24 protein-coding genes are annotated in these 26,123 nt (G+C 65.3%); 14 read left to right on the plus strand and 10 right to left on the minus strand.

The genetic code is table 11. From position 1 onward, the window contains the following. Nucleotides 1–8: 8 nt before the first annotated feature. Complete coding sequence (locus tag ABLE85_RS03705) at nt 9–617, minus strand: HdeD family acid-resistance protein (protein WP_348791317.1); 609 nt, start codon at nt 615–617, stop codon at nt 9–11. Nucleotides 618–863: 246 nt separating this feature from the next. On the opposite strand from ABLE85_RS03705, the gene ABLE85_RS03710 reads away from it, so the two are divergent. From ABLE85_RS03710 to ABLE85_RS03720, 3 genes are all read left to right on the plus strand, one after another. Further along, nucleotides 864–1,622, plus strand: a complete 759-nt coding sequence (locus ABLE85_RS03710; RefSeq protein ID WP_348791318.1) for a MipA/OmpV family protein — start codon at nt 864–866, stop codon at nt 1,620–1,622. A gap of 238 nt (nt 1,623–1,860) precedes the next feature. Next, nucleotides 1,861–4,782, plus strand: a complete 2,922-nt coding sequence (gene ileS, locus ABLE85_RS03715; RefSeq protein WP_348791319.1) for an isoleucine--tRNA ligase — start codon at nt 1,861–1,863, stop codon at nt 4,780–4,782. 184 nt (nt 4,783–4,966) lie between these two features. After that, on the plus strand, nt 4,967–5,635 hold the full coding sequence (locus ABLE85_RS03720) for a hypothetical protein (RefSeq protein ID WP_348791320.1): 669 nt from the start codon (nt 4,967–4,969) through the stop codon (nt 5,633–5,635). A 25-nt stretch (nt 5,636–5,660) separates the two neighbouring features. Here the strand turns inward: ABLE85_RS03720 and ABLE85_RS03725 are convergent, their stop codons facing one another. Beyond that, a complete protein-coding gene (locus tag ABLE85_RS03725; RefSeq protein ID WP_348791321.1) occupies nt 5,661–6,113 on the minus strand; it encodes a nucleoside deaminase in 453 nt (150 codons plus the stop codon). Between the two features lie 65 nt (nt 6,114–6,178). Here ABLE85_RS03725 and ABLE85_RS03730 point away from each other — a divergent pair, with 65 nt between their 5' ends. The 5 genes from ABLE85_RS03730 (at nt 6,179) to ABLE85_RS03750 (ending at nt 12,830) form a co-directional block, all read left to right on the plus strand. Further along, the gene (locus ABLE85_RS03730) at nt 6,179–8,389 is read left to right on the plus strand and encodes a pseudouridine synthase (RefSeq protein WP_348791322.1); all 2,211 of its coding nucleotides are present in this window, start codon (nt 6,179–6,181) and stop codon (nt 8,387–8,389) included. Further along, entirely contained in the window at nt 8,370–8,924 is a 555-nt protein-coding gene (gene rsmD / locus ABLE85_RS03735) for a 16S rRNA (guanine(966)-N(2))-methyltransferase RsmD (protein ID WP_348791323.1), read from the plus strand. The genes ABLE85_RS03730 and rsmD overlap by 20 nt, the downstream gene beginning before the upstream one ends. A gap of 203 nt (nt 8,925–9,127) precedes the next feature. After that, nucleotides 9,128–10,618, plus strand: a complete 1,491-nt coding sequence (locus ABLE85_RS03740) for a pitrilysin family protein (RefSeq protein ID WP_348791324.1) — start codon at nt 9,128–9,130, stop codon at nt 10,616–10,618. A 14-nt stretch (nt 10,619–10,632) separates the two neighbouring features. Further along, nucleotides 10,633–11,988, plus strand: coding sequence for a pitrilysin family protein (locus tag ABLE85_RS03745; RefSeq protein ID WP_348791325.1), 1,356 nt, complete (start codon nt 10,633–10,635; stop codon nt 11,986–11,988). Further along, nucleotides 11,985–12,830 carry a patatin-like phospholipase family protein gene (locus tag ABLE85_RS03750; RefSeq protein ID WP_348791326.1) on the plus strand — a complete coding sequence of 282 codons (846 nt, stop codon included), beginning with the start codon at nt 11,985–11,987 and terminating at the stop codon, nt 12,828–12,830. The genes ABLE85_RS03745 and ABLE85_RS03750 overlap by 4 nt, the downstream gene beginning before the upstream one ends. Here the strand turns inward: ABLE85_RS03750 and ABLE85_RS03755 are convergent, their stop codons facing one another. Beyond that, on the minus strand, nt 12,831–14,234 hold the full coding sequence (locus ABLE85_RS03755; RefSeq protein ID WP_348791327.1) for an MATE family efflux transporter: 1,404 nt from the start codon (nt 14,232–14,234) through the stop codon (nt 12,831–12,833). It abuts the gene before it with no gap. Between the two features lie 33 nt (nt 14,235–14,267). After that, nucleotides 14,268–14,684, minus strand: a complete 417-nt coding sequence (locus ABLE85_RS03760) for a VOC family protein (RefSeq protein ID WP_348791328.1) — start codon at nt 14,682–14,684, stop codon at nt 14,268–14,270. A gap of 197 nt (nt 14,685–14,881) precedes the next feature. Here ABLE85_RS03760 and ABLE85_RS03765 point away from each other — a divergent pair, with 197 nt between their 5' ends. The 6 genes from ABLE85_RS03765 to lpxK all read left to right on the plus strand — a co-directional run bounded on the left by ABLE85_RS03765 (nt 14,882) and on the right by lpxK (nt 20,487). Then, nucleotides 14,882–16,237 carry a TldD/PmbA family protein gene (locus ABLE85_RS03765; protein ID WP_348791329.1) on the plus strand — a complete coding sequence of 452 codons (1,356 nt, stop codon included), beginning with the start codon at nt 14,882–14,884 and terminating at the stop codon, nt 16,235–16,237. A 10-nt stretch (nt 16,238–16,247) separates the two neighbouring features. Next, nucleotides 16,248–17,030 carry a 3'(2'),5'-bisphosphate nucleotidase CysQ gene (locus tag ABLE85_RS03770; protein ID WP_348791330.1) on the plus strand — a complete coding sequence of 261 codons (783 nt, stop codon included), beginning with the start codon at nt 16,248–16,250 and terminating at the stop codon, nt 17,028–17,030. Nucleotides 17,031–17,109: 79 nt separating this feature from the next. Next, nucleotides 17,110–17,364: a DUF4170 domain-containing protein gene (locus ABLE85_RS03775; protein WP_348791331.1), complete on the plus strand. Its 255-nt coding sequence runs from the start codon at nt 17,110–17,112 to the stop codon at nt 17,362–17,364. 68 nt (nt 17,365–17,432) lie between these two features. After that, nucleotides 17,433–18,155, plus strand: coding sequence for a lysophospholipid acyltransferase family protein (locus ABLE85_RS03780; protein WP_348791332.1), 723 nt, complete (start codon nt 17,433–17,435; stop codon nt 18,153–18,155). Further along, on the plus strand, nt 18,152–19,462 hold the full coding sequence (waaA, locus tag ABLE85_RS03785; RefSeq protein WP_348791333.1) for a lipid IV(A) 3-deoxy-D-manno-octulosonic acid transferase: 1,311 nt from the start codon (nt 18,152–18,154) through the stop codon (nt 19,460–19,462). Before ABLE85_RS03780 ends, waaA begins: the two co-directional genes overlap by 4 nt. A gap of 2 nt (nt 19,463–19,464) precedes the next feature. Continuing rightward, nucleotides 19,465–20,487, plus strand: coding sequence for a tetraacyldisaccharide 4'-kinase (lpxK, locus tag ABLE85_RS03790; RefSeq protein WP_348791334.1), 1,023 nt, complete (start codon nt 19,465–19,467; stop codon nt 20,485–20,487). Nucleotides 20,488–20,542: 55 nt separating this feature from the next. Here the strand turns inward: lpxK and ABLE85_RS03795 are convergent, their stop codons facing one another. The 6 genes from ABLE85_RS03795 to ABLE85_RS03820 form a co-directional block, all read right to left on the minus strand. Further along, nucleotides 20,543–20,779, minus strand: coding sequence for a DUF2093 domain-containing protein (locus ABLE85_RS03795; RefSeq protein ID WP_348791335.1), 237 nt, complete (start codon nt 20,777–20,779; stop codon nt 20,543–20,545). 53 nt (nt 20,780–20,832) lie between these two features. Then, nucleotides 20,833–21,933 carry a glycosyltransferase family 1 protein gene (locus ABLE85_RS03800; RefSeq protein ID WP_348791336.1) on the minus strand — a complete coding sequence of 367 codons (1,101 nt, stop codon included), beginning with the start codon at nt 21,931–21,933 and terminating at the stop codon, nt 20,833–20,835. Nucleotides 21,934–22,011: 78 nt separating this feature from the next. Next, a complete protein-coding gene (gene mutL / locus ABLE85_RS03805; RefSeq protein WP_348791337.1) occupies nt 22,012–23,862 on the minus strand; it encodes a DNA mismatch repair endonuclease MutL in 1,851 nt (616 codons plus the stop codon). Between the two features lie 104 nt (nt 23,863–23,966). Further along, nucleotides 23,967–24,275: a HigA family addiction module antitoxin gene (locus ABLE85_RS03810; protein WP_348791338.1), complete on the minus strand. Its 309-nt coding sequence runs from the start codon at nt 24,273–24,275 to the stop codon at nt 23,967–23,969. Nucleotides 24,276–24,326: 51 nt separating this feature from the next. Next, the gene (locus ABLE85_RS03815; RefSeq protein WP_348791339.1) at nt 24,327–24,611 is read right to left on the minus strand and encodes a type II toxin-antitoxin system RelE/ParE family toxin; all 285 of its coding nucleotides are present in this window, start codon (nt 24,609–24,611) and stop codon (nt 24,327–24,329) included. Nucleotides 24,612–24,709: 98 nt separating this feature from the next. Beyond that, complete coding sequence (locus tag ABLE85_RS03820; protein WP_348791340.1) at nt 24,710–26,113, minus strand: PLP-dependent aminotransferase family protein; 1,404 nt, start codon at nt 26,111–26,113, stop codon at nt 24,710–24,712. Nucleotides 26,114–26,123 lie beyond the last annotated feature (10 nt).

The following is a 26,123-nucleotide window of genomic DNA, read 5'->3' on the forward strand; positions in this document are numbered from 1 at the left end:
TCGCCGACTTACGGGGCTGGCGGCGAAGGCGTCGGCTTCAGGTGGTGGTGGGCCGCACTCCGTAGCGTGATTCCGAAGGCGATGAAGGTCCAGCCCTGGAAGATCAGGTCGATCGCCAGGAACAGGCCCAGCACCCACAAGCTGTTCACGGGCCAACCGCTGGCGATGATCAGGCCCACCAGTATCGTCACTATGCCTGCCGCAACGATCCAGCCCCAGCCGCTCGCCGAGCGGTCCCTGATGCCGATCCACAGGCGCAGCAAGCCCGAGGCGATCAGGCTCACCGCCAGCAGGAAGGTCAGCGCCACCGACACGAGCAGCGGATTATAGAAGGCCAGGAAGCCGGCGATCGCGTAGAGCAGGCCGCTCAAGAGCCACAAGAAGAAACCGCCCCAAGTCTTGACGCCGAAAGAGTGGATAATCTCGACGATGCCGCCGATGAGCATCAGGGTGCCGACCAAATACACTGATGCGACGGTCGCGACAACAAGATTGCCGAAGGCTATTCCGCCAAAGATCAGCAAAAGTATGCCGAGAAAAACGAACCAGCCCCATTTTGTTCGCGTCTCATGGATCGCTTCCCGGAGTTCATCAGGCATTTCAGAACCGAAAGTCATCGCCGCCTCCTTTGGCAGTTGAAACTTGTTCCGATGTTCCCTTGGGGAAGCTAGTGCGCGGAGCCGGGCCGTCCAGCGGCGTAACAGCTTGTTTGGTATGGCAAAGATTGGAGTCTTAGCAGGCGCGGTTAATTCAAATTTTACTGAGAACGCGCGAAAGCAGTTGAAGCGAGCGTTTGTGTAATGAGTACGCGAGGAATGATGCTGTCTTTCGATCGGAGTTTGCTGGCCTGCGCGGCTGCTGTCTTGCTGGGGAGTACGGCTCATGCCGATGCGGGCGACTGGTTCAGCGGCGACTGGTATCTGCAGGTGGGCGCGGCAGGATTTAGCGCCCCCAGGTTCGAAGGCGCGAAGGGCCGCATTTTCAGCGCTTCGCCTCTGGTTTCGCTCGGCAGGGCGGGCTCGCAGGTGCGCTTCACCTCGCGCAACGACAACATGTCCTTCTCCATGCTCGATGTCGGCTCGCTGCGCGCCGGCCCGGTGGGCAAGATCGTCTGGGGCCGCAGCAGCGGCCGTGCGGACGAGCTGCAGGGGCTCGACTCGGTCAAGTGGGGTCTTGAGGCCGGTGGCTTCGCCGAAGTCTATCCCACCGACTGGCTGCGCGTCCGTGGTGAGGTGCGCCGAGGCTTCCGCTCGCACAGCGGCGTGGTGACCGACGTGTTCGTCGACGCGTTCCAAGATGTTACTCCGACCGTCCGCATTTCAGGCGGCCCGAGGCTTCAGGTCGGTTCGGCCAAGTATCTCGACGCCTATTATGGCGTGACGCCCGCGGAATCGGCACGCTCGGGCCTGCGGACGTATAAGCCCGACACGGGCCTGAGCGCAGTCGGCGTCGGCGGCGAGATAAAATGGCGTATCACCGATGCGATCACCACCAGCGCGTTCGGCGAGTATCGGCGGCTGATGGGGCCGGCCAAGGACTCGAGCCTGGTGCGCGAGCGCGGTTCGGCAAACCAATTGATGCTCGGCATTTCGGCCACCTACCGCTTCGATTTCAGCATGTAGGGTGGCCACTCTCCATTATGGGCTTTATTCTCCTGCCTGCCTCCTTTAAAAGCGCGGCCATGAGATGTCTCGCGCCCATCTTCGCGATTGCTATACGAATTATGGGCCCGGCCTTCCGGGCGGCCTGACGCCGCCCGAAAGTCCGGGTGTTTTGTCTATGCGCTTACCCGCGCCGTTCCCAGATATTGACAATTGAACGCCCGAGGCAGCTTTCGCCGGGCAATCCGATGGCAAGACAATGACCGATACGTCCGAAAAGCTCGATTATTCCAAGACCCTCTATCTGCCGCAGACCGAATTTCCGATGCGTGCGGGCCTGCCGGAGCGGGAGCCGCACACCGTGGCGCGCTGGCAGAAGATGGACCTCTACAAGCGCCTGCGCGAAAGCGCGGCCGGCCGCGAAAAGTTCGTGCTGCACGATGGCCCGCCCTATGCCAACGGCAACACCCATATCGGCCATGCGCTCAACAAGGTGCTGAAGGACGTCATCACCCGTTCCTTCCAGATGCGCGGCCGCGACTCGAACTATGTGCCGGGCTGGGACTGCCACGGCCTGCCGATCGAGTGGAAGATCGAGGAAAAGTATCGCGCCGCAGGCAAGAACAAGGACGAGGTGCCGGTCAACGAGTTCCGCCAGGAATGTCGCGACTTCGCCGCGCATTGGATCGGCGTGCAGACCGAGGAATTCCTGCGGCTCGGCGTCGTCGGCGATTTCAAGAACCCCTATACGACCATGGCCTTCCACTCCGAGGCGCGGATCGCCGGCGAATTGCTGAAGTTCGCTAAGACCGGCCAGCTTTATCGCGGCTCGAAGCCGGTGATGTGGTCGGTGGTCGAGCGCACGGCGCTGGCCGAGGCTGAGGTCGAGTATCAGGACTATGAGTCCGATACCATCTGGGTGAAATTCCCGGTCGAAAAGGGCGTGCCTGGGCTGGAAGGCACCCATGTCGTCATCTGGACGACCACGCCCTGGACCATTCCCGGCAACCGTGCGGTGAACTATTCGTCGCGCATCAGCTACGGCCTCTATGAGGTGACGGCGGCGGAAAACGACTACGGCCCGCAGCCCGGTGAAAAGCTGATCTTTGCGGATGCGCTGGCCGAGGAAGCTGGCGCGAAGGCCAAGGTTGTGTTGAATCTCCTTCGGATCGTTTCGGCAGAAGAGCTTGAAAGCCTGACGCTTTCCCATCCGCTGGAAGGTCTCGGCGGCGGCTACGAATTCCCCGTCCCGATGCTGGCGGGCGAACATGTCACCGACGACGCCGGTACCGGTTTCGTGCACACCGCACCCGGCCACGGCCGCGAGGATTTCGACGCCTGGATGGATGCCGCTGCCGCGCTCGAAAAGCGTGGCATCGACACCCGCCTGCCGTTCACGGTCGACGATGCCGGCTACCTCACCAAGGACGCGCCGGGCTTCGGTCCGGACCGCGAGGGTGGGCCGGCGCGCGTCATCGACGATCACGGCAAGAAGGGCGACGCCAACAAGGCCGTCATCGACGAGCTGATCAAGCGCAACATGCTGTTCGCGCGCGGCCGGCTGAAGCACAGCTACCCGCATAGCTGGCGTTCGAAGAAGCCTGTCATCTTCCGCAATACGCCGCAGTGGTTCGTCTACATGGACAAGGAACTCGGCGACGGCACCACGCTGCGCAGCCGTGCGCTGAAGGCCATCGACGACACGCGCTTCGTGCCGGCGGCCGGCCAGACTCGCCTGCGCTCGATGATCGAGGAGCGCCCGGACTGGGTGCTGTCGCGCCAGCGCGCCTGGGGCGTGCCGATCACGGTATTCGTCGATGCTGACGGCAACGTGCTGGTCGACGAGGAGGTCAATGCCCGCATCCTAGACGCCTTCGAGAAGGAGGGCGCGGACGCCTGGTTCGCGGAGGGCGCGCGCGAGCGCTTCCTCGGCAGCCGTGCCAACGAGCCCTGGACGCAGGTGATGGACATCCTGGACGTCTGGTTCGACTCGGGCTCGACGCACGCCTTCACTTTGGAAGACCGCCCGGACCTGAAGTGGCCGGCCGACGTCTATCTGGAAGGCTCCGACCAGCATCGCGGCTGGTTCCACTCCTCGCTGCTCGAAAGCTGCGGCACGCGCGGTCGCGCGCCTTACAATGCCGTCGTCACCCATGGCTTCACCATGGATGAGGAAGGCCGCAAGATGTCGAAGTCTCTCGGCAACACGGTGGTGCCGCAGGACGTCATCAAGCAGTCCGGCGCCGACATCCTGCGCCTGTGGGTGGTGACGACCGATTATTGGGAAGACCAGCGCCTCGGCAAGAACGTGCTGCAGACCAATATCGACGCATATCGCAAGCTCAGGAACACGATCCGCTGGATGCTCGGCACGCTCGCGCATGACGAAGGCGACGTGGTGCCGCTGGCCGAAATGCCGGAGCTGGAGCAGCTGATGCTGCACCGCCTGGCCGAACTCGACGAGATCGTGCGCGCCGGCTACGACGCCTTCGAGTTCAAGCGCATCACCCGCGCTCTGCTCGACTTCATGGTGGTGGAGCTGTCGGCCTTCTATTTCGACATCCGCAAGGACGCGCTCTACTGCGATGCGCCGTCGAGCCTGCGCCGCAAGGCTGCCATGCAGGTGGTGCGCCATCTGTTCGACCATCTGGTGACGTGGCTGGCGCCGATGCTGCCCTTCACCACCGAGGAAGCCTGGCTTGACCGCTATCCTTCGGCTGAATCGGTGCATCTGGAGCAGTTCCGGGAGGTCCCGGCCGACTGGAACAACGAGGCGCTGGCTGAAAAGTGGCGCAAGATCCGCCAGGTGCGCAGCGTCGTTACCGGCGCGCTGGAACTCGAACGTGCCAAGAAGTCCATCGGCTCCTCGCTCGAGGCGGTGCCGGTCGTCTACATGACCGATACGGCCCTCGAGGAGGCGTTCGCAGGCGTGGATCTTGCAGAGATCAGCATCACCAGCGATCTCGTCGTGTCCCACGACGAGGTGCCGGCCGATGCCTTCGCAATGCGCGAGGTTCCGGGCGTGGCCGTGGTAGTGGAAAAGGCGGAGGGCAGGGGCCTGCGCAAATGCGCGCGCTCCTGGCGCTACACGGCCGATGTCGGCTCCGATCCGCGGTTTGCCGATGTGTCTGCACGAGACGCGGCGGCGCTGCACGAACTCGAGGCGCTGGGGCGGCTTTGATGCAACACTCCGAGGGCAACGGCCGGGCGGTCGTTGCCCTTCGGGGCCGCTTGCGCTAAAAGCGCGGGATACCGGTCGACAAATTGTCGCCGGAATCTCGTCTGAAGAGGGTGACGGGAGATATCCGGACTCCGGTCCGGTATTTGGCGAGAGCGAGAGGCGGATTGCAGTGAAATTTTCTGGCTTGACTGAAAAGACGCGCGCGCGCCTGTCGCTGCTTGCGTTGCTGGCTTCCGGAGTCGCGCTCTCGGGCTGCATGAGCTCTCCCACCTACGGGACCGATAAGACCTCGGGCGCACAGCTGGTCGGCGACGTCAGCGGCATTCTCTCCGTTGCGCCGAAGAATCGCGGCAACATCGATTACAAGCCGCGCCCCGAACTGGTGCGGCCGAAGACGGGCGAGAAGCCCAACCTGCCGGCACCGCAGAACAATATCGTGACGGCCGAGAACACGGTTTGGCCTGAATCGCCGGAGCAGCGCCGCGCGCGCCTTCGCGCCGAGGCCACGCAAAATCGCGACACCCCGGGCTGGCGGCCGGAAATCGAAGGCGACGTGCGCGCAGCGTCTTCAGCCACCGAGTTGCCTATGGGAGCTTCCCCGCGCAGCGGCGACTCCGGCGTCGGCAAGCCCGGTTCGGAAAAAGATCAGCGCGAGGCATTCAACAAGCGTCTGGCGGAGAGCAAGCAGGGCAGCTCGACGTCGCGCAAATATCTCAGCGAGCCGCCGCTTGTGTATCGCCAGCCGGCCGACTCTGCGCCGGTCGGTGACGTCGGCGAGGACGAATACAAGAAGGAGCGGCGCCTGAAGGCTGCTGCCGGCAAGAGCAGCTGGCGCGACGTCCTGCCTTGGTAAGACAATTGCGCTGCCAGCTGGCCCATCAGGGCTCGCGGCGCGCCTGGAAAAAGTCCTTGAGCAACGAGGCGGCATCGCCTTCGGCTATGCCGGAGTAGATTTCCGGCACATGATGGCATGTCGGGGAAGAAAAGAACCGGACGCCGTTGACCACGGCGCCGCCCTTTTCGTCCGCCGCGCCGAAATAAAGCCTGCGAATGCGCGCGAAGGAGATCGCGCCTGCGCACATGGTGCAGGGCTCCAGCGTCACATAGAGATCGAGATCGGTCAGCCGCTCCGCAGATAGCTTTTGCGTCGCTTCGCGGATCGCCAGCATCTCTGCATGGGCGGTGGGGTCGTTGAGCTCGCGAGTTCGATTGCCGGCGCTGGCGACGACGGTGTTGCCGTCAGCCAGAACCGCGCCCACCGGCACCTCGCCGCGCGCGGCGGCGGCCTTTGCCTCGGCAAGCGCCAGCGCCATGAAATCTGGACGTTTCACGCCGTTATTCCCTCGCAACTGTGAAGTGTTCCTGTTATCTACCGCCCCGGAAAGGCAAATGCCACATGGATGATGATCGAAAGAAATTTCCGCGCAAAGGCGGACCCAAAACGGGCGGACCGCGCGGGCGCGACGACGCGCCGCGCAAGGGCGGAAAGCCCGGATTCGCAGGCAAACCGCGCGCCGAAGGCGCCAAGCCTTTCGTGAAGCGCGAACGCGATGGAGCGGACCGGCCCTACGCCAAGCGGCGCGACGACGCAGCCGGGGGCGCGGAGCGCCCCAAGCGCGAGTTCCGTCGCGACGATCGCCCGCGCGAGGAGGGAGCCAGGCCCTTCGTGAAGCGCGGTGAGCGTGACGGGGGGGACAGACCCTACGCCAAGCGGCGCGACGACGCAGCCGGGGGCGCGGAGCGCCCCAAGCGCGAGTTCCGTCGCGACGACCGTCCGCGCGAGGAGGGCGCCAGACCCTTCGTGAAGCGCGGTGAGCGTGACGGCGGGGACAGGCCCTACGCCAAGCGGCGCGACGATGCCTTTGCCGGTGGCGAGCGCCCCAAGCGCGATTTTCGCCGTGACGATCGCCCGCGCGATGGCGATGCCGAGCGGCCGAGGCGCGAGTTCCGGCGCGACGACAGGCCGCGCGAGGAAGGTGGATCCGGCTTTCAGAAGCGGCCACGTCCCGAAGGGCGGCCGTTCGAGAAGCGGGAGGGCCCGCGGCCCGGTCGCTTCGAACGGGCGGCGGCCAGAGGCGAGGGTTTTTCGCGGGAGAATCGCAACGAGGATGAGCGCGGCGAACGGCCGGCGCGGCGGTTCGATCGCCCGCACGGCTCGCGCGAGGGCGGCTTCGAAGGTCGTCCGCGCCCGCACGGCGATAGGCCGAGAGGGGCCAGGCCCGAAGGCGCGGCGCGCAAGCCATTCGTTCGCGCCCACGGCAAGGAAGAGGACGTACCGGGCGAGCGCATCGCCAAGCGGTTGGCGCGCGTGGGCATCGCCTCGCGCCGCGACGCCGAGGAACTGATCGCCGCTGGTCGCGTCCGGGTGAACGGTCAGGTGCTGACGTCGCCGGCCTTCAACGTGATGCCGCAGGACCACATCGAACTCGATGGCGAGGTCATTCCGCCTGTCGAGCGCACCCGGCTGTTCCTGTTCCACAAGCCCGCCGGGGTGGTGACCACCAACCGCGATCCGGAAGGCCGCAAGACCGTCTTCGACATCCTGCCGGCCGATCTGCCGCGGCTGATGACGGTCGGTCGCCTCGACATCAACACCGAGGGCTTGCTGCTGCTGACCAATGACGGCGGCCTGTCGCGCGTTCTGGAACTGCCGGCCACCGGCTGGCTCCGGCGCTATCGCGTTCGCGTGCACGGCCAGGTCGACGAGAAGCAATTGGAAGGGCTGAAGGACGGCATCGCGGTCGACGGCGTTTTCTATGGCGCGGTCGAAGCTTCTCTGGACCGGTCGCAGGGCACCAATGCGTGGCTCACCGTCGGCCTGCGCGAGGGCAAGAACCGCGAGGTGAAGAACATCCTCGGCGCGCTCGGACTTGAGGTGACGCGGCTGATCCGCATCTCCTACGGCCCGTTCCAACTCGGCGAACTGCCGGAAGGCCACGTCCAGGAGTTGAGCGGGCGCACGCTGCGCGACCAGCTTGGCGAGAGGCTCATCGAGGAATCCGGCGCCAATTTCGACGCCGACATTCTGAAGCCGTTCTCCAACAAGCCTGTACGGCGCGAGTTCAGCAAGGCTCCCGAGGGGGCTGCGCCTGCAAGGACGCCGCGTGCGCCGCGCCCTCTCGACATCGGCGAGGGCGGACTGATCAAGCGGAATCGCAAACGTGACGACGAACGTCACCGCGAAGACATGCGCGACCGCCTGCAGACGAAGCCGGATCGCGGTTTCAAGCCGGATCGGGGTGACAGGCACGAGCGGGGCGACAAGCACGAGCGCGGACCAAAATTCCCGCGCGGCGAAAAGCCGGGTGGTGATCGCCCAAGCCGGCCGTTCGAGACGCCGGGCCCGCGCAAGGCCAATGTCTGGATGGCGCCGGGTGCGCGTCCGATCGGCAAGGGCAAGGCGGCTGCCGACAAGGCAGAAGCGCCAGCCCGCGGCAAGCCGGCCAAGCACCATCATGGCAAGCCGTTCTTCGACAAGCCCGGCGGCGGCAAGTCGGGCTTCGGCAAGCCGCGCCGTGAAGGCGACGAGGGCAGGGGACCACGCGGCGGCGGCGACCGTCCGTCGGGTCCGCGCAGGGGCAAGGGCGATGCGGATCGTCGGCGGTGAGTTTCGCGGCCGGCCGCTGGCCACGCCGCGCAGCAACTCGATTCGGCCGACCACGGATCGCACCCGCGAGGCCCTGTTCAACGTGCTGGCGCATCGCTACGCCGACCGGCTGCAGGGCGCGCGGGTGCTGGACCTGTTTGCCGGCACCGGCGCGCTCGGCCTTGAGGCCGTGTCTCGGGGCGCTTCCTTCTGCATGTTCGTGGAGGAGTCGGTGGAAGGGCGCGGGCTGATCCGCGCCAATGTCGAGGCATTCGGCCTGACAGGCCGCACCAAGATCTTCCGCCGCGATGCCACCGGTCTGGGGCCTGCCGGCACGGTCCAACCCTTCGGCCTCGTCTTCGCCGACCCTCCCTATGGCAAGGGTCTCGGCGAGGCCGCACTCCGGTCTGCCCTCGCGGGTGACTGGCTTGCGTCAAATGCATTGTGCGTGGTGGAGGAGAGCGCAGCTGCTTCCTTCGACCCCGGCCCGGGCTTTGCCGTCGTCGACGAGCGCTCTTATGGAGATACGATAATCCGGCTGATCGAGCGCGCCTGAGGCGCGCGGCCGGCAAAAAGTGAAAATTTCTGCCTCAAAACCTCAATTTTTTTCAATGGCCCCTGATTTTTCCGATTCTGGTCCAGTTTCGGCCGCTTTCTCACGACAGATGACAATCTGTTAACTTTTCGAGATAGGGTGCGCACACTTATATCTCGGCGAGGTCATAAAAAAAATAACGAGAAGCCAAGGAGCCCCTGTTGATGTCCTTTGAAACTGGGCGGTTCAAGCCGCGCAGCACCCTCTGGGCTGCGCCGCTCGCGCTGCTGATCGCAACCGCATCTCTTCCGGCCTTTGCCGAACCCGCACCCGCCAAACAAGACGTTGCCGACTTCACGCTCGACAACGGCATGGAGGTCGTGGTCATCCCCGACCATCGCGCGCCCGTCGTCACGCACATGGTCTGGTACAAGATAGGTAGCGCCGACGAGCCGCCCGGCAAGTCGGGCATCGCCCACTTCTTCGAACATCTGATGTTCAAGGGCACGACCAACCACAAGGCAGGTGAATTCAGCGCCAAGATCGCGGAGATCGGCGGCAGCGAGAACGCCTTCACCTCCTACGACTACACCGCCTTTCACCAGACGGTCTCGCCGGATGCGCTCGAAACCATGATGAGCTTCGAGGCGGACCGCATGCGCAACCTGATCCTCACCGACGACGTGATCGGACCGGAACGCGACGTCATCCTGGAGGAGCGCCGTTCGCGCATCGAGGGCAGCCCCGAGGCTCTGCTCAGCGAGGAGGTTCAGGCCACCTTGTTCGAAAACCATCCCTACCGCATTCCGGTCATCGGCTGGATGCATGAGATGGAGCAGCTGAACCGCCCGGAGGCGATCGAGTTTTATAACCGCTACTATGCGCCCAACAATGCGGTGCTGGTGGTGGCCGGCGACGTCGAACCGCAGAAGGTTCGCGAGCTTGCCGAGAAGACCTATGGCAAGGTGGCGCGCGGACCGGAACTGCCGCCGCGCGAGCGTCCGACCGAACCCAAGACGCACACCAAGCGCACGGTCACGCTGACCGACGCGCGCGTGTCCGTCCCGAGCTTCTCGAAGGCTTGGGTGGTTCCCTCCTACCATCGCGCCAAGCAGGGTGAAGCTGAGGCGCTCGACCTGCTGTCGGAGATCCTTGGCGGAGGCATGCGCAGCCGCCTCTACCAGCAGCTGATCGTCAAGACGGGCATCGCGTCGGATGCCGGCGCCTTCTACGACGGCTCCGCGCTCGATGACACCAGCTTCATGGTCTACGGCTCGCCGCGCGAGCCAGGCGGCCTTGAAGCCGTGGAGGGTGCCGTCGATGCAGAACTTGCCCGCATCATCAAGGATGGCGTGAGCGAGCGGGAGCTGCAGAAGGCCAAGGACCGCTACGTGCGCGGCATGATCTTCGCGCGCGACAAGCAGTCTAACATGGCTAACATCTATGGCAGCGCGCTGACCACGGGCACCACCGTCAAGGACGTGCAGCAGTGGCCGGACAAGGTCCGTGCGGTCACAGCCCAGCAGGTCCAGGCTGTCGCGGCGAAGTACCTGAAGCCCTCAATCGCGGTTACGGGTTATCTCCTGCCGGACGAGGACGCCCAGCCTGACACGGCGGAGGCGCCTCCCGCCATGCCTCAGCCCTTCGGCGCCGAAACCCAAGGCAAGGTCCCAGCCGACATCCCGACGGTCAAGACCGCCGCCCCTGTCAATTGAATTGGATGAGTTGCATGACACTGACAATGGATATGCGCGCTCGGGCGGCAGCCGCTGTCGCCACGGTCGCAACATCGCTGCTGTTGCTGCTGCCGGGCATGGTTCCGGCGCGTGCCGACATGAACATCCAGCAGGTGAAGTCCGCAAGTGGCGTCAGCGCCTGGCTGGTTGAAGACTACTCCGTGCCGATCGTCTCGATCCGCTTCGCGTTCGACGGCGGCACCACGCAGGACCCCAAGGGCAAGGAAGGCCTGACCAATCTCATGACCGGCTTGCTCGACGAGGGCGCTGGCAAGCTCGACAGCGACACCTTTCAGTCGCGCCTCGACGATGCCGGTGCCGAGATGAGCTTCAGCGCCGGCCAGGAGGCGGTCTACGGTTCGATGCGCATGCTTGCCGAGCAGAAGGACGCTGCGTTTGACCTGCTGCGGTCCGCGATCAACGAGCCGCGCTTCGACCAGGAGCCGCTGGAACGCGTTCGCGCCCAGGTGGTTTCCGGCATCGCTGCCAGCGCCCGCGATCCTGAAACTGCCGCCCAGATCAAATGGTCGACGGCGCTCTATGGCGATCACCCCTATGCGCGGCGCGGCGAGGGCAGCGAGCAGACGCTGGCGACGATTACAGCCGACGACCTTCGCGCCCTTCACAAGGCGACCTTCGCTCGTCAGAACCTGAAGATTTCCGTCGTCGGAGCGATCGACGCCGAGACCTTGAAGACCGAGCTCGACAAGCTGTTCGGCAGCCTTCCGGAGAAGCCGTCGCTGACGCCGGTGCCTGATGTCCAGCCCAAGCTCGGCCAGGAAGTGCGTGTCGACTACCCGTTGCCGCAGACCAGCATCGAGCTGACCTATCCCGGCATCGAGCGCGACAAGCCCGAGTTCTTCGCCGCGGTCCTGATGAACCATATTCTCGGCGGAGGCGACTTCTCCTCGCGGCTGTTCGACGAGGTTCGGGAAAAGCGTGGCCTGACCTACGGCATCAACTCATCGCTGGTGAACTTCAAGCATGCGTCGGCGCTGGCGATCGCTACCTCGACACGAGCCGACAAGGCCGCCGAGACGTTGAGCGTCATGCGCGACGTGGTGAGCAAGATGGCCAAGGACGGGCCGACGGAAACCGAGTTGGCGAACGCCAAGAAGTACCTGATCGGCGCCTATGCCATCAACAACCTCGACTCGTCCAGCGCCGTCGCCAGCACGCTGTTGGAGCTTCAGGTCCAGGGGTTGAGCCCCGACTACATCCAGCGCCGCGCCAGCCTCATCAACGCCGTGACCCTTGAGGACACCAAGGCCATGGCGCGCAAGCTGCTGAGCGCCGCCCCCGCCGAACTGATCATCGGCCCGGCTGCGGCCGAGGGAGGCAATGGATGAGCCCAACCTTCGCCGTCGCATTCGGTGGCGGCGGAGCCCGCGGACTTGCCCATATCCACGTCATCGAGGCGTTGGATGAACTCGGCATCCGTCCGGTTTCCATCGCCGGCTCCTCGATCGGTGCGATCATGGGGGCCGGCATGGCCGCCGGCATGACAGGCCGGGAAATGCACGACTATGCCCGCTCGATCCTCGGACGGCGGGCCCAGGTGGCGATGCGCATGTGGCGGGCGCGACCCGGCTCTCTCGCGGAGATGGTGGAGGGTGGCCTGCGGGTCACCCAGTTCAGCATCGAGCGCGTTCTCAAGGCCTTCCTGCCACCGGAAATCCCGGGCACATTCGAAGACCTGAAAATTCCCCTGAGGGTGACTGCCACCGACTATTTCGGGCATCAGCTCTGGGTTTTTCGCGATGGTGACCTGAATTCGGCGCTCGCCGCTTCGGCGGCGATCCCGGCCCTTTTCAGTCCGGTCAAGCGCGGCGGCCGGTTGCTGATCGACGGCGGCATCTACAATCCGGTGCCGTTCGACCTGGTCGAAAAGGATGCCGATATCGTCATCGCAGTCGATGTCGTCGGCGCGCCTTCCGTTCTCAGACGAAAGAAGCCGAATTCCATCGACCTGATGTTCGGGGCCACACAGCTGATGATGCAGTCCATCATCGCCGGCAAGCTCGAGCACAACCGACCCGAGATTCTCCTGCGACCGCCGGTGTCGCGGTTCCGCGTCCTGGACTTTCTCAAGGTCGACGCGGTCATGCATGAGACCGTCGCCATCAAGGACGAACTCAAGCGCGCGGTCGACGCCGCCCTGCGCGAGCGTGAAAAGCCGGTGGCGGCCTAGCTACGGCGATGTCGCAGCTTCGCTCGTGGCCACGGGCAGTTGCGCGGCGCCCGGCAAGGGGCGGCTGGCCAGGTCGCGCATGACGCGGAAGCAGACCAGCACCGAAACGACCCCGAACACGACCGCACCCAGGCCCCAGCCGGCAATCACGCCTTGCGCGCCATAGAAATGCGCGCCGGCCCAGACGAAGGGGATGACGCCAAGCGTTGAGCGGCCCCAGTTGAACACGGTCGAATAGGTCGGATAGCCGAGATTGTTGAAGGCGGCGCTGGAGACGAAGATCGCGCCGTTGAACAGGAAGCTGCCGGCAGCGAATACGCAGAAGAAGACGATCAGGTCGCGCGACATGCCCTGTGCGCCGAAGATGCCGGCGATGGGGTGCGCGAAGACCGCAAGCAGCGCCCACACCGCCAGAACGTAAGCGACGGTGAAGACAAGGCTGTCGCGCATGGTCGTCAGCAGCCGGTCGTATTTTCGCGCGCCGAAATTCTGCCCGAGGATCGGCCCGACCGCGCCCGACAGCGCGAAGATGACACCGAAGGCGATCGGCACGATGCGGCCGATGATGGCCCAGCCCGCCACGGCCTGGTCGCCGAAGGCAGCGATCTCGGCGGTCACATAGGCATTGCCGACGGGGGTGGCGACCTGCGTCAGAGTGGCCGGCAGGCCGATGTCGAAGAATGGCCGGAAGGCACTGGCCAAACGCTGGCGGTCCGGCATGCGCATCAGTCGGTGGACGACATGCGCGCCGTGGATGCCGATCGCCAGCATCACGAAACGCGATAGCACGGTGGAAATCGCCGCGCCCTCGAGCCCCATCTTGAAGCCGAAGATGAAAATCGGGTCGAAGACGGCCGCGGCCAGGCCGCTTCCCAGCGTCACATACATGGCCCGTTTGGCGTCGCCCGTCCCCCGCAGGATGCCGGTGGTGCACATGCCCAGCGCCATCACCGGCGTGGAGAAAAGCACGATCTGGAGGAATCTGGTCGACAGTTCCAGCGTCTTTCCGGTTGCGCCCAGCACCACGTTCAGGTCGCGCAGGAATGGCCACACCGCCGCGCTGATTAGAAGCGTAGAGATGCCCATGAACACCATCGAGGCGCCGCCCATCTGCGCGGCGTCTTCCCGGCTGCCGCGCCCCAATGCCCGGGCGACGAGCGCACCGCAGGCGATCGTCAGGCCGATGGAGATGGACAGGGTGAAGAACAGCAGCGTCGAGGCGAAGCCGATTGCCGCAGCAAGCTCCTCGATGCCGAGAAGCGAGATGTAGAACAGATTGAGCCCGTCGACGATGAAGATCGAAACGAGACCGATGGAGCCGGTCGCCGTCATCACCACGACATGGCGCATGGTCGAGCCGGTGACGAATTTCGCCGTCTGGCCAGGTTTTTGTTGCTGGCTCATGGCCTGTTTTTCCTGATACTTGCGGTACGTGACCTAATGCGCGAAGACCTGCTCGAGCGACCGAAAACCCTTGAATTCGAGCGCGTTGCCAGAAGGGTCGCGAATGAACAGCGTCGCCTGCTCGCCGGGTTCGCCGGCGAAGCGGATCATGGGCCTTTCCAGCCAGTCGATGTCATTGCGCGCCTGCAGCCGGTCGGCCAGCGCCTGCCAGTCGCCCATCAGCAGAACGACGCCGAAATGCGGGATCGGCACCAGCTTGCCACCCACCTGTCCATCATTGGCGGCTGCCGCCGCGTCGGGCCTGAGATGCGCCGACATCTGATGGCCGTATAGGTCGAAATCCACCCAGGTTTCGGAGGAGCGACCGATCGAGCAGCCGAGCACGTCGCGATAGAAGGTGCGGGTTTCCTCTAGGTCGCGCACGGGAAAGGCAAGGTGAAAAGGTGTCATGCTTTCGGCTCTCCGTTTGGGCCCGCGCTGCCGGAAAACGGTAGGCGGCCGCCGCAGGCGGTATGGTCCTTCAGTCGAATGTGGCCTTGAGTCTTCGGGGTAACCCATTGCACAAGCGGGTGCGGAACAATAGATGGTTCAGCAGGCGGCCGCGCCAAAGGGCGCGAACCAAGGATCAAATTTTGGGAAAATCCGCAATGAACGACACCTCCGATGCCGCAAAAGACGCCGCCAGGCTGACCGGTCGCGTCGCCGCACTTGTGGAAGCGGCCAGGAAGGCCGGTGCCGACGCGGCCGATGCCGTCGCGGTGCGCGGTCGCTCGACCAGCGTTTCCGTGCGGCTTGGCAAGGTAGAGGGCACGGAGGCCTCCGAAAGCGAGGACGTGTCGCTGCGCGTCTTCGTCGGCCAGCGCGTTGCCAGCGTCTCGGCCACAGCCGCCTCCGATCCCGCGGCCCTGGCCGAGCGGGCGGTTGCCATGGCGAAGGTTTCGCCGGAAGACCCGTTCCAGGGGCTGGCCGACGCGGCCTTGCTGGCAAGGATCATCCGCGACCTCGACCTGACGGACGATACGGTCGTCTCGGCCGAGCAGTTGAAGGCGGACGCGCTTGCGGCGGAAGAGGTCGCACTGGCCGTTCCGGGCGTGACCAATTCCGGTGGCAGCGGCGCCAGCGCGGGCATGGGCGGACTGGTGCTTGCCACCTCGCACGGCTTCCTTGGCCAATACACGGCCACCCGGTTCTCGCTCTCCACCAGCGTGATCGCGGGCGAGGGCACCGGCATGGAGCGCGACTACGATTTCTCCTCGCGCCTGCACTTTGCCGACCTGGATAAGCCTGAAACCATCGGCCGCAATGCCGGCGAGCGGGCGGTGCGGCGGCTCAACCCGCGCAAGGCCAAGACCGGGCCGGTCGACGTGGTGTTCGACCCGCGCGTGGCGCGCAGCATTGCCGGCCATCTTTCCGGCGCCATCAACGGCGCCTCGGTCGCGCGCAAGACCAGCTTCCTGCGCGACATGATGGGCAAGCAGGTCGCCTCGGCCTCCATCACGGTCATCGACGAGCCGCTTCGCATGCGCGGCCCCTCGTCGCGCCCCTTCGACGGCGAGGGCGTGGAAGGCGAGAAGCTGGTGATGGTCGACAAGGGCATTCTGAACCACTGGTTCCTGTCCGTGTCGGCGGCGAAGGAACTGGGGCTCCGGACCAACGGCCGTGGCGTGCGCGGCGGCTCTTCCGTGTCGCCAAGCTCGACCAACTTTTCCATCGAGCCGGGCGAGCGCTCGCCCGAGGATCTGATCCGTTCGCTCAAGAGCGGTTTCTACGTCACCGAAGTGTTCGGCCAGGGCGTCAACATGGTCACCGGCGAATACAGCCGCGGCGCCTCCGGCTTCTGGATCGAGAACGGCGAGCTTGCCTATCCGGTGTCGGAGGTGACCATCGCCTCCAACCTCAAGGACATGTTCCTCAACATGCAGCCCGCCAACGATCTCGACCGCAATTTCGGCACCGCCGCGCCGACATTGCTCATCGAAGGAATGACGCTTGCGGGCAGCTGACACTTTCGGCATGTCAGACCGCGCTGACGACCTTTCGCTGCTGCTCGCCGCGGCCCGCGAGGCCGGCGATATTGCCATGCGCTACTTCAACCGCAATCCGGAAGTCTGGATGAAGACGGGCCAGTCGCCCGTCAGCGAGGCTGATTTCGCTGTCGACACCTTCCTGCGCGAGATGCTGATGGCGGCGCGGCCCGACTATGGCTGGCTGTCGGAGGAAACCGCCGACAGTGCGGCGCGCCTTGCAGCGAGGCGCACCTTCGTGGTGGACCCCATCGACGGCACGCGCGGCTTCCTCGACGGGTCGGACGCTTGGTGCATCAGCGTGGCCGTCGTGGAGGCTGGCGTCCCGATCGCGGGCGTGCTCGATTGTCCAGTGCGCGGCGAAATCTTTTCGGCGATGCCGGGCGAAGGCGCGACCAAGAATGGCCTGCCGATCCGCGTCCGCAGGCCAGGCCCGCAGATCGAGATCGGCGGCCCCAAGCCTTTTTTCGATGCGCTGCCGGAAGAGTGGCGTGCGCGGGTGCATCGCGTTGCGCATATCCCCTCGCTCGCCTACCGGCTGGCGCTGATCGCCGAAGGCTCGCTGGACGCCTCCTTCGTCAAGCCCAACGCCCATGATTGGGACATCGCCGCCGCCGATCTGATCCTGCGCGAGGCGGGTGGACGGTTGCTCGACGCCGCCGGCGATGCGCCTTCATATGCCGGAGCCGTGACCGCGCATGACGCTCTCGTCGCCGGCAGTGGCGACCTGCTTGCGGTCATTGCCGGGGTGATCTCGGGTGCCGAACGCTGAAAAGCGTCGAAGCGGTTCCAAAACGCGCGATTTTGCTCTAGGTAGTGGCGACTTTGCCAAACACGATTCAGGAATTCCCATGGCCGAGGAAGACGGAAAAAAGCAGCTTTTGCACTTGGTTTTCGGCGGAGAGCTGAAGACGCTCGGCACGACCGAATTCCGCGATCTCGATGCGCTCGATATCGTCGGCATCTTCCCCGACTACAAGTCGGCCGAGGCGGCGTGGAAGGCGAAGGCGCAGGCGAGCGTCGACAACGCGCATATGCGCTATTTCGTGGTCCATCTTCACCGGCTCCTCGACCCTGAAGGCGGCAAGGCATCCGGTCAGAGCTGATGGAGAATGGAACGGTGGCGCCGCCGGTCGCCCGGACCGCGGCCCGGAAAGGACGTAATGCGGGCGTCATGAAGAGCTTTTGGCGCAAGATCCGCAAGCCTTTGGCGCAGTCCCGCTTCGCCAAGGGCATGATTGCGACGTTTCTTGCGCACGCTTCGCGCTTTATCCGCCTGACCAATCCGCTCGCCAAGGGGTCTTCGGACCTGAAGCAGTCGCAGGCCGAGTTCAGCCCGGCGATCATCGCATTGTGGCACGGCCAGCACTTCCTGGCGCCCTGCCTGCTGCCCAGGGGACAGGAAATGCTCGCCATGGTGTCGCGCAGCGCCGATGCGGAGCTGAATGCGCTTGTGTTGGAGAAGCTGGGTTTCGAAGCGGTGCGCGGTTCTGGCGGACGTGAGGATTCACGGCATCTCGAAAAAGGCGGCGCGCGGGCGCTGATCGCCCTGAAAAGGGCGCTGGATGCCGGCAAGAATGTCGCCATGATCGCAGACATTCCGCATGGGACCCCGCGTGAGGCCGGGCTCGGCATCATCACGCTGGCCCGCCTGTCTGGCCGCCCGGTCGTTCCGTTTGCGGTCGCCACCAGCCGGCGCAAGGTGCTGGAGAATAGTTGGGACAAGACGACGATCAACCTGCCCTTCGGGCGCTCCGCGGCAATCATCGGGGAGCCGGTGCTGGTGCCGGCCGATGCCGATGCGGCGGAGATGGAGCGCAAGCGTCAGGAGCTCACGGCCTCGCTGAGCCAGGCCACCGAAAAGGCCTACAGCCTCGTCGACGGTGGTCGTCCATGAGCGAACGCTGGGCGCGCGCCGTTCTGTCGGCTTATCGTCTCGGAGGCTCGCTCGCCTATCCTGTGATCGGCACCTACGTCGCCTGGCGCTCCAGCAAGGGCAAGGAAGACCCTGCGCGGCGGCGTGAACGCTATGGCCGGGCCGGTCGGCCTCGGCCGGAAGGCCCGCTGATCTGGATGCACGCCGCGAGCGTCGGCGAGACGCTGGCCGTGGTGCCGCTCATCGAAAGCATCCTGAGCTACGGCATCAACGTGGTGCTGACGACAGGCACCGTCACCTCGGCGCAACTGGCCGACGAGCGTCTCGGCGATCGCATCATCCACCAATATGTTCCGCTCGACCTGAAGCCGGCGGTCAGCCGCTTCCTCGACCATTGGCAACCCGATCTTGCGATCATCGCCGAATCCGAGATATGGCCGATGACAATCCTGGAGCTCGGCAAGCGGCGCGTACCGCAGGTTCTGGTCAACGGCCGCCTGTCCGACCGCTCCTTCGCCTCCTGGCACAAGCGCGCCTATGTGGCCGAGGCGTTGTTCGAGAATCTCGCCCATGTGGTGGCGCAGTCGGATCTCGACGGCGAGCGCTTCGCTGCCCTCGGCGCACGCCCCGTCACCGTTTCCGGCAATCTGAAGGTCGACACGGCTCCGCCGCCCGCCGACGAGCGGGAGCTCCAGATGCTGCAGCGACAGATACTCAGGCGCCCGACCTGGGCGGCAGTCTCCACGCATGACGGCGAGGAACTGGTGGCTGCGGAGGTGCACACGCGGCTGCGCTCGCGACATCCCGGCCTGCTTACCATCATCGTGCCGCGTCATCCCAATCGGGCAGCGGCATTGACGGAGCAGTTCGCCGGCATGGGCCTCAAGGTGGCGCGGCGTAGTGCCGGCGACCGGATAGAGGCGGATACCGACATCCTGTTGGGCGACACCATTGGCGAAATGGGGCTTTATCTGCGCCTGACCGAAATCGCCTTCGTCGGCCGTTCGCTGACCTCCGAGGGCGGGCAGAATCCGCTCGAGCCCGCGATGCTGAGGACTGCCATCCTGGCTGGGCGCAATGTCCAGAACTTCCGCGACAGCTACCAGCGCCTGATCGACCGTGGCGGCGCCAAGCTGGTGCGCGATCCCGACATGCTCGCCGGCGCGGTCAATTTCCTCCTGCTCAACGATAAGGTGCGCCGCAACATGATCGCCGCAGGCCTGACGGCGGTGGACGAGATGCGCGGCGCATTGGCAAGGACCCTGAAGGCACTCGATCCCTTCATTCAGCCGCTGATCGTGAAGTCGCGGCTCAAAGGGACACAGTAGACGTGGCGAGCGAGGCGCCTCCCTTTTGGTGGGAGCGGCCCGACTGGCGCGCCTACGCGCTCTGGCCGTTTTCGGCGCTGTACGGCCTCGTGGCAAGCCGGCTCATGCTGTCGGCGAGGCGGGAACGCTTCGACCTGCCGGTGCTGTGTGTCGGCAACTTCACCGTCGGCGGCTCGGGCAAGACGCCGGTGGCGATCGCCCTGGCCAGGGAGGCGCGGCGCATGGGCCTCAGGCCCGGCTTCCTGTCGCGCGGCCATGGCGGCAATTTCGGGCAGCCGCACATCGTCGACGCCCATCATGACAGCGCCAAGCATGTCGGCGACGAGCCGCTGCTTCTGGCCGAGCATGCGCCCGTGGCGGTGACGCCAAGCCGCGCGGCCGGCGCCAAGCTGCTCCTCGAGCAGGGCTGCGATTTCCTGATCATGGACGACGGCTTCCAGAGCGCGCACATCCATTTCGACTATGCGCTGCTGGTGGTCGACGCCCGTTACGGCATCGGTAACGGCCATGTCATTCCAGGAGGGCCGCTGCGCGCGCCGCTGGTGCAGCAGATGCGCTTTGCGGACGCGGTGCTGAAGATGGGTGAGGGGACGGCCGCCGACGGCATCGTGCGCAAGGCGTCGCGGGCCGGCAAGGCGGTTTTCGAGGCGGTGGCGCGCCCGCGCGACGCGGAAGCTTTTGCCGGAGGGCGTTTCCTTGCCTTCGCCGGCATCGGCCACCCGGAAAAGTTCTTCGATACCGTCGCCCGCGCGGGCGGAACGGTCGTGCGGAAGCGCTCCTTCGGCGATCACCACGTCTATGAAAAGGACGAACTCGACGATCTCGTCGCGATGGCGAAGGCCGAGGGCCTGGAACTGGTGACCACCGCCAAGGATGCCGCACGCTTGCGCCACGATGCGCCGCAAGGCTTTCTCGATCGGCTCCGGGTGCTGGAGATCGATGCCGCGTTCGATCTGAAGCATGCTCCCGCGCGCATTATTGGCGACACTGTGGACGCGTGGCGCAGAAGGCAGCCCAAAACTTAGGTCCGGCTGGCAACGCTTTCGCTATCGCCGCAGTTCTGGCTCTGTCCGGCGCGCGTCAGCCGCGACGCACACGCAGTTCCGGATGGGCCTCGAGTTCGCGCTGCAGCGAGACGCTGGCGTTGAGATAGGGCTCCTGGCGCTCCACGCTCCAATATTTGAGCTCGTCGAGGGGAATCGATTCGCCGGTCACCACGCAGCGCACGAAGGAGCCCGGGCTGGTGACCTGGAAATCGCCGTCCAGATAGCGGATACGGGCTTCCCGGGCGCCGGGGCCCTCGAAACGGTTCATCATGGTGGTGCTCTGCCTGTTCTTCCGGAATGTTCCGCCACAAATCGCAGGCGAGGTCAAGCGGAAGGCTTCCGGGTCGTATCAAGGGCGTCAATGTGCGCGGCGCCAGTATGTTCCAGGAAAAGCTCGGCACAGGCCGCCCAGCTGTAGGTAAGCGCCTTGGCGCGGGCGGCGTCGCGGGAAATGTCGAGGGCCGCCAGTGCCGCCTGCCGCAGGTCTTGCGACAACACGCCGCCCATACCGTCGCCCAGAACGTCGATCGGACCCGTCACAGGATAGGCAGCAACCGGCAGTCCGCTCGCCAGCGCTTCCAGAAGCACGATGCCGAACGTATCGGTGCGGCTTGGGAAGACGAAGACATCGGCGCTGGCATAGATGTCGGCCAGCTCTTCGCCGGTCTTGGCGCCGAGAAAGATCGCGTCGGGATAGGCCGCGCGTAGCCGTTTCAATTCGGGACCGTCGCCGACGACGACCTTACTGCCGGGCAGGTCGAGGTCGAGAAAGGCGGGCAGGTTCTTCTCCACGGCGACGCGGCCGACCGAGAGGAATATCGGGCGCGGCAGATCCAGCACCCGCGCACGGTCGGGGCGGTATAGCTTGCTGTCGACGCCCCGCGTCCACGGCTTGACGTGCTTGAACCCGCGCGCGGTAAGCTCGGCGGCGAGCGAGGGCGTGGCTACCAGCGTGCCTTGGCCGGCATTGTGGAAGCGGCTTAGCCAGGCATAGGACCAGCTCTCGGGAATAGGTGCCCTGGCTCTGAGATATTCCGGGAAACGCGTGTGGTAGCTGGTGGTGAAGGCAAGGCCGTGCCGCAGGCAGAAGCGGCGCGCCAGCATGCCGAGCGGACCTTCGGTGGCGATGTGGATGCAGTCGGCGCGCGCCTGCCGGATGCGCTCCGCGACGCGTGCCGGGGTCGCCAGTGCCAGCCGGATATCGGCGTAGGAGGGCAGGGGAAGGTTGAGAAAACCCTGCGGCGTCAGCCATTCGACGACGCAGCCCTTCGCCTCCAGTTCCTCGCAGAGCCGTTCCAGCGTGCGCACCACGCCGTTGATCTGCGGATGCCAGGCATCGGTGACGATCAGGATGCGCCGTGGCCCGGAAGCCGGCGAACGATTTTCGGAAAGATTGGCCAATTCATCGACCGTGCCGCTGTGCATGAAGCGGCTTTCATCACGTTCCGATGACAGCCACGTGACGGCCGCGCGCTCGTGCGGATCTGCATCTCGTTTGGTGCGTCAGCGCCGCCCGAACAGTCTCTCGATGTCGGCGAGCTTCAGCTCGATATAGGTCGGGCGGCCGTGGTTGCAGGTGCCGGAGCCGGGCGTGGCCTCCATCTGGCGCAACAGCGCGTTCATTTCTTCCGGCAAAAGTCGCCGACCCGAGCGCACTGAGCCATGGCAGGCCATGGTGGCGGCGATGGCATCGAGCCGTGCCTTCAGCGTCTCGGTGGTGTCATTGTCGGCGATCTCGTCGGCAAGGTCGCGCACCAGCTGTGCCACGTCGGTCTCGCCGAGCATGGCCGGCGTCTCGCGCACGGCGATGGCGCCCGGGCCGAAGCGCTCGATGCCGAGACCGAACTGGCGCAGCGTCTCGGAGTGCGCGGCAAGCCGCGTCGCGTCGTCTTCCGGCAGGTCGACGATCTCGGGCAGCAGCAGCATCTGCGACGGCAACGGGCGTGAATGGATCGCGTCCTTCAGCGCCTCGTAGACCAGCCGTTCGTGCGCGGCGTGCTGGTCGACGATGATGAGCGAATCCTCCGTCTGCGCGACGATGTAGTTTTCGTGCACCTGAGCGCGGGCCGCACCGAGTTGCCTTTGTAGCAACGTCTGGGAAATCTCGACCAGGCCTGCACGAGTATCGACGCTGGTCGCCGACGGTCCGGTGTCGAAGCTCGCCTGCGCGGTCTCGGCGAAACCGCCGGTCTCCAGCGGACGATGCGGCGAGCGCGCGGCGTCGAAGCCAGCCGTCGCGGAGGCCCGGAAGCCGGGGTTGAAGCTGCGGTGGCCATTGGCCGGGCCGGGGTGGCCGTAGGTCGTCGCGCCGGGGCGGAAGGCGCTCATCATCGCCGATGCGCCGGAGGTCGCCGAGCGCAGGCCAGCCTTAGCGAGTGCCTCGCGGATGGCACCGACGATCAGGCCGCGCACCAGCCCGGGGTCGCGGAAGCGCACGTCCGCCTTGGCCGGATGCACGTTCACGTCGACGGTGGCCGGATCCAGCGTCAGGAACAGCACGGTCACGGCGTGGCGGTCGCGCGGCAGCACGTCGGCATAGGCGCCGCGAATGGCCGAGGCGATCAGCTTGTCGCGCACCGGCCGGCCGTTCACATAGGCATATTGCTGCAGCGCGTTCGCCCGCGAATAGGACGGGATCGAGACGTGGCCGGTGAGCTCTACGCCCTCGCGTACGGCGTCGATGGCGATGGAGTTCTGCGGAAACTCCTTGCCCATCACCTGCGCGATGCGGGCAAGGCGACCATCCGGCGTGTCGTCGCTCGCCGGCAGTTCGAGCGTGCTGCGGTCGGGGCCCGACAGCGTGAAGCGAACGGCCGGGAAGGCGATGGCGATGCGCTTGACGACGTCGCTGATTGCGGTCGCCTCGGCGCGCTCGCCCTTCATGAATTTCAGGCGCGCGGGCGTCGCGAAGAACAGGTCGCGCACTTCCACCGAGGTGCCGCGATTGGCCGCCGCCGGCCGCACCGCCGAAACGTTGCCGCCCTCGATGGAGATCTCGACGGCCGCGTCGGCCTTTTCAGTGCGCGAGCGGATGGTGAGCCGCGAGACCGAGCCGATCGACGGCAGCGCCTCGCCGCGGAAGCCCAGCGAGCGGATGTCGTGGATGTCATTCGACAGCTTGGAGGTGCAGTGACGCGAGACGGCAAGCTCCAGCTCGTCCGGCGGGATGCCGGAGCCGTCGTCGCCGACGCGGATCAGGTTGAGCCCGCCGCCGGCCGTCGCCACCTCGACGCGCGTCGCGCCTGCGTCGAGCGCATTCTCGAGCAGTTCCTTGACCACGCTTGCCGGGCGCTCGATGACCTCGCCGGCCGCGATCTGGTTGATCATCGTTTCAGGTAGATGTCGGATCGGCATGGCGCGCATCATACTCGGATTCGACAACAACGGAAAAGCTATTCGGCTGGTGCCAATCCAGCCGCTCCGATTGCACGGCACGGTCGCCTCTGGCAGAGGCGAGGTCAGGCGGCGTGTTCGAAATCGGCGAGCGGTTCGATCTTCTCCAGTTCCTTTGCCAACGATCTGGCTTCGGTCTTGATGTCGTAAGAGGTCTGGAGATTGATCCAGAACTGCGGCGTGGTGTGGAAGAATTTCGCGAGCCGCAAGGCCGTGTCGACCGTAACGGGCGTCGTTTCCTTGATCAGCCTTTCTATGCGCGTGCGCGGGACGCCGAGCTTTTTGGCGAGTGCACCCGCGCTCATGTGAAGTTCGTGCAGGTATTCTTCCCTTAGGATTTCACCGGGATGTACCGGCTGTAGTTCCGTTGCCATTTGAACGGCTCCTTACCTGTGAGGTTTCGCGACTTCGTGCCAAGCCTCGTTTCAATGATAATCGGTGATCTCCACCCGTTCCGGCCCCGCGTCGGTCCATATGAAGCATATCCGCCACTGATCGTTGATGCGGATCGAGTGCTGTCCGGCGCGGTCGTTCTTCAGAGCCTCAAGCCGGTTACCGGGCGGCGAACGCAAGTCGCTGAGTTCGTGGGCGGCATCAAGCATGGCGAGCTTTCGCTGCGCGGGTCGAATCAAATCGGCTGGGAAGCCCTTTGACGGCTTGCTGCCGGTGGCGATCCCTTCGGTCATCTTGTCGTAGAACGAAGTGATCATCGGCTCCGCCCGCCTGATGTATCATATCATGATACAAGTGGTGCGCGGTGTCAAATGGCCCGTATCATCACTGGATACGATCAGACGTCGGAATTCCGTTATTCGCCCATCGCCCGTTCCAGCACCGCAAAGATGTGTGGGTCGAGCGACTGCGCCACGTTGAAGCGCAGGAAGCCCCTGGCCGATTGCGACAGGCTGAAGGCGTTGCCGGGTGCCAGCACGACGTTCTCGGCCAATGCGCGGCGCGCGATCTGCGCCGCGTCCAGCCCTTCCGGCAGGCTGCACCACAGGAACATGCCGGCGCGCGGCTCGATCCATGGTTTCAGGCCGAGCTTTTTCAGGCGTGGCCCGGTTTCGCCCATGGCGCGGGCCAGTCGCTCGCGCAAGCCCTCGACGTGCTTGCGATAGCTGCCGTCCTTCAGCAGGGCATGCACCAGTTCCGCCGAAAAGGGGCCGCCGCCGAACGAGGTCGCGAGCTTCAGGTCGATCAGCCCCTCGATCCAGTCCGGGCGCGCGGCGATGAAGCCGCAGCGCACCGCCGCCGACAGCGTCTTGGAAAAGCTGCCGATGTGGATGACTCGCTCGAGCCCGTCGAAGGCCGCAAGTCGCGGTGCCGCCTCCGGCTCGAAATCGGCGAAGATGTCGTCCTCGATGATGGTGAGGTTGTGCTGCTCGGCAAGCTTCAGCAGGCGGTGCGCGGTGACCGGCGACAGCGTCGCGCCAGTCGGGTTTTGCAGGCCGGAGTTGGTGATGTAGAGGCGCGGCCGGTGCTCGGCGAGCGCCTGCGCGAAGGCTTCGATATCTGGTCCGGCCAGCGTGTAGGGCACGCCGATGACCCTGGCGCGGTGCGCCCGCAGCATGGCGTGGAAGTTGAAATAGCAAGGGTCGTCGACCAGCACCGTGTCGCCAGGTTCCAGCAGGAAGCGGCAAAGCAGGTCGATCGCCTGCGTGCCGGATTCCGTCAGCATGATCTGGCGGGGCCCGGCCTCGATGCCGTGCTCGGTCATGCGGCGCGACAGAAGCTGGCGCAGCGGCGCCAACCCCAAAGGCGGTCCGTAGTCGGCAAGATTGGTCTGTTCGGCGCGGGCCAGCATTCGCAGCGCACGTCGTATCGCTTCCTCAGGCATCCATTCCTTGGGCAGCCAGCCGCAGCCGGGCTTGAGCATGGTCTCGCCCGCTTCGAGCGATTGCCGCGACACCCAGAGCGGATCGACTTCGCGGTCGAGGCGTGGCCCGATCTCGGCCAGCGAAAGCGGCGGCAGATGGCCTGCGACATAGAAGCCGGCGCCACGTCGCGAGCGGATAACGCCCTCGGCGGCGAGGCGGTCATAGGCCTCCACCACGGTCGACTTGGAGACATGCATGGCCTCGGCGAAGCTGCGAATGGAGGGCAGCTTCGCGCCCGGAACCAGGGCGCGCGCGGCGATGCGTTTGCGGATCGCCTGCATCACCCGCTCCACCAGCGTGCCGGGCTCTTCTTCCAGGCGTTGCTGCAAGGTCATCTGTGCTGTT

Source organism: Mesorhizobium sp. KR1-2 (genome assembly GCF_040045035.1).
In the GTDB taxonomy this organism is placed as follows: Bacteria; Pseudomonadota; Alphaproteobacteria; order Rhizobiales; family Rhizobiaceae; genus Pseudaminobacter.

Bases quoted from the DNA above. Each gene is read 5' to 3' on its own strand.
- ABLE85_RS03705 (WP_348791317.1), bottom strand. From the start codon at position 617: ATGACTTTCGGTTCTGAAATGCCTGATGAACTCCGGGAAGCGATCCAT.
- ileS (WP_348791319.1), top strand. From the start codon at position 1,861: ATGACCGATACGTCCGAAAAGCTCGATTATTCCAAGACCCTCTATCTG.
- ABLE85_RS03730 (WP_348791322.1), top strand. From the start codon at position 6,179: ATGGATGATGATCGAAAGAAATTTCCGCGCAAAGGCGGACCCAAAACG.
- rsmD (WP_348791323.1), top strand. From the start codon at position 8,370: ATGCGGATCGTCGGCGGTGAGTTTCGCGGCCGGCCGCTGGCCACGCCG.
- ABLE85_RS03740 (WP_348791324.1), top strand. From the start codon at position 9,128: ATGTCCTTTGAAACTGGGCGGTTCAAGCCGCGCAGCACCCTCTGGGCT.
- ABLE85_RS03745 (WP_348791325.1), top strand. From the start codon at position 10,633: ATGACACTGACAATGGATATGCGCGCTCGGGCGGCAGCCGCTGTCGCC.
- ABLE85_RS03750 (WP_348791326.1), top strand. From the start codon at position 11,985: ATGAGCCCAACCTTCGCCGTCGCATTCGGTGGCGGCGGAGCCCGCGGA.
- ABLE85_RS03755 (WP_348791327.1), bottom strand. From the start codon at position 14,234: ATGAGCCAGCAACAAAAACCTGGCCAGACGGCGAAATTCGTCACCGGC.
- ABLE85_RS03760 (WP_348791328.1), bottom strand. From the start codon at position 14,684: ATGACACCTTTTCACCTTGCCTTTCCCGTGCGCGACCTAGAGGAAACC.
- ABLE85_RS03765 (WP_348791329.1), top strand. From the start codon at position 14,882: ATGAACGACACCTCCGATGCCGCAAAAGACGCCGCCAGGCTGACCGGT.
- ABLE85_RS03770 (WP_348791330.1), top strand. From the start codon at position 16,248: ATGTCAGACCGCGCTGACGACCTTTCGCTGCTGCTCGCCGCGGCCCGC.
- ABLE85_RS03775 (WP_348791331.1), top strand. From the start codon at position 17,110: ATGGCCGAGGAAGACGGAAAAAAGCAGCTTTTGCACTTGGTTTTCGGC.
- ABLE85_RS03780 (WP_348791332.1), top strand. From the start codon at position 17,433: ATGAAGAGCTTTTGGCGCAAGATCCGCAAGCCTTTGGCGCAGTCCCGC.
- waaA (WP_348791333.1), top strand. From the start codon at position 18,152: ATGAGCGAACGCTGGGCGCGCGCCGTTCTGTCGGCTTATCGTCTCGGA.
- ABLE85_RS03795 (WP_348791335.1), bottom strand. From the start codon at position 20,779: ATGATGAACCGTTTCGAGGGCCCCGGCGCCCGGGAAGCCCGTATCCGC.
- ABLE85_RS03800 (WP_348791336.1), bottom strand. From the start codon at position 21,933: ATGCACAGCGGCACGGTCGATGAATTGGCCAATCTTTCCGAAAATCGT.
- mutL (WP_348791337.1), bottom strand. From the start codon at position 23,862: ATGCCGATCCGACATCTACCTGAAACGATGATCAACCAGATCGCGGCC.
- ABLE85_RS03810 (WP_348791338.1), bottom strand. From the start codon at position 24,275: ATGGCAACGGAACTACAGCCGGTACATCCCGGTGAAATCCTAAGGGAA.
- ABLE85_RS03815 (WP_348791339.1), bottom strand. From the start codon at position 24,611: ATGATCACTTCGTTCTACGACAAGATGACCGAAGGGATCGCCACCGGC.
- ABLE85_RS03820 (WP_348791340.1), bottom strand. From the start codon at position 26,113: ATGACCTTGCAGCAACGCCTGGAAGAAGAGCCCGGCACGCTGGTGGAG.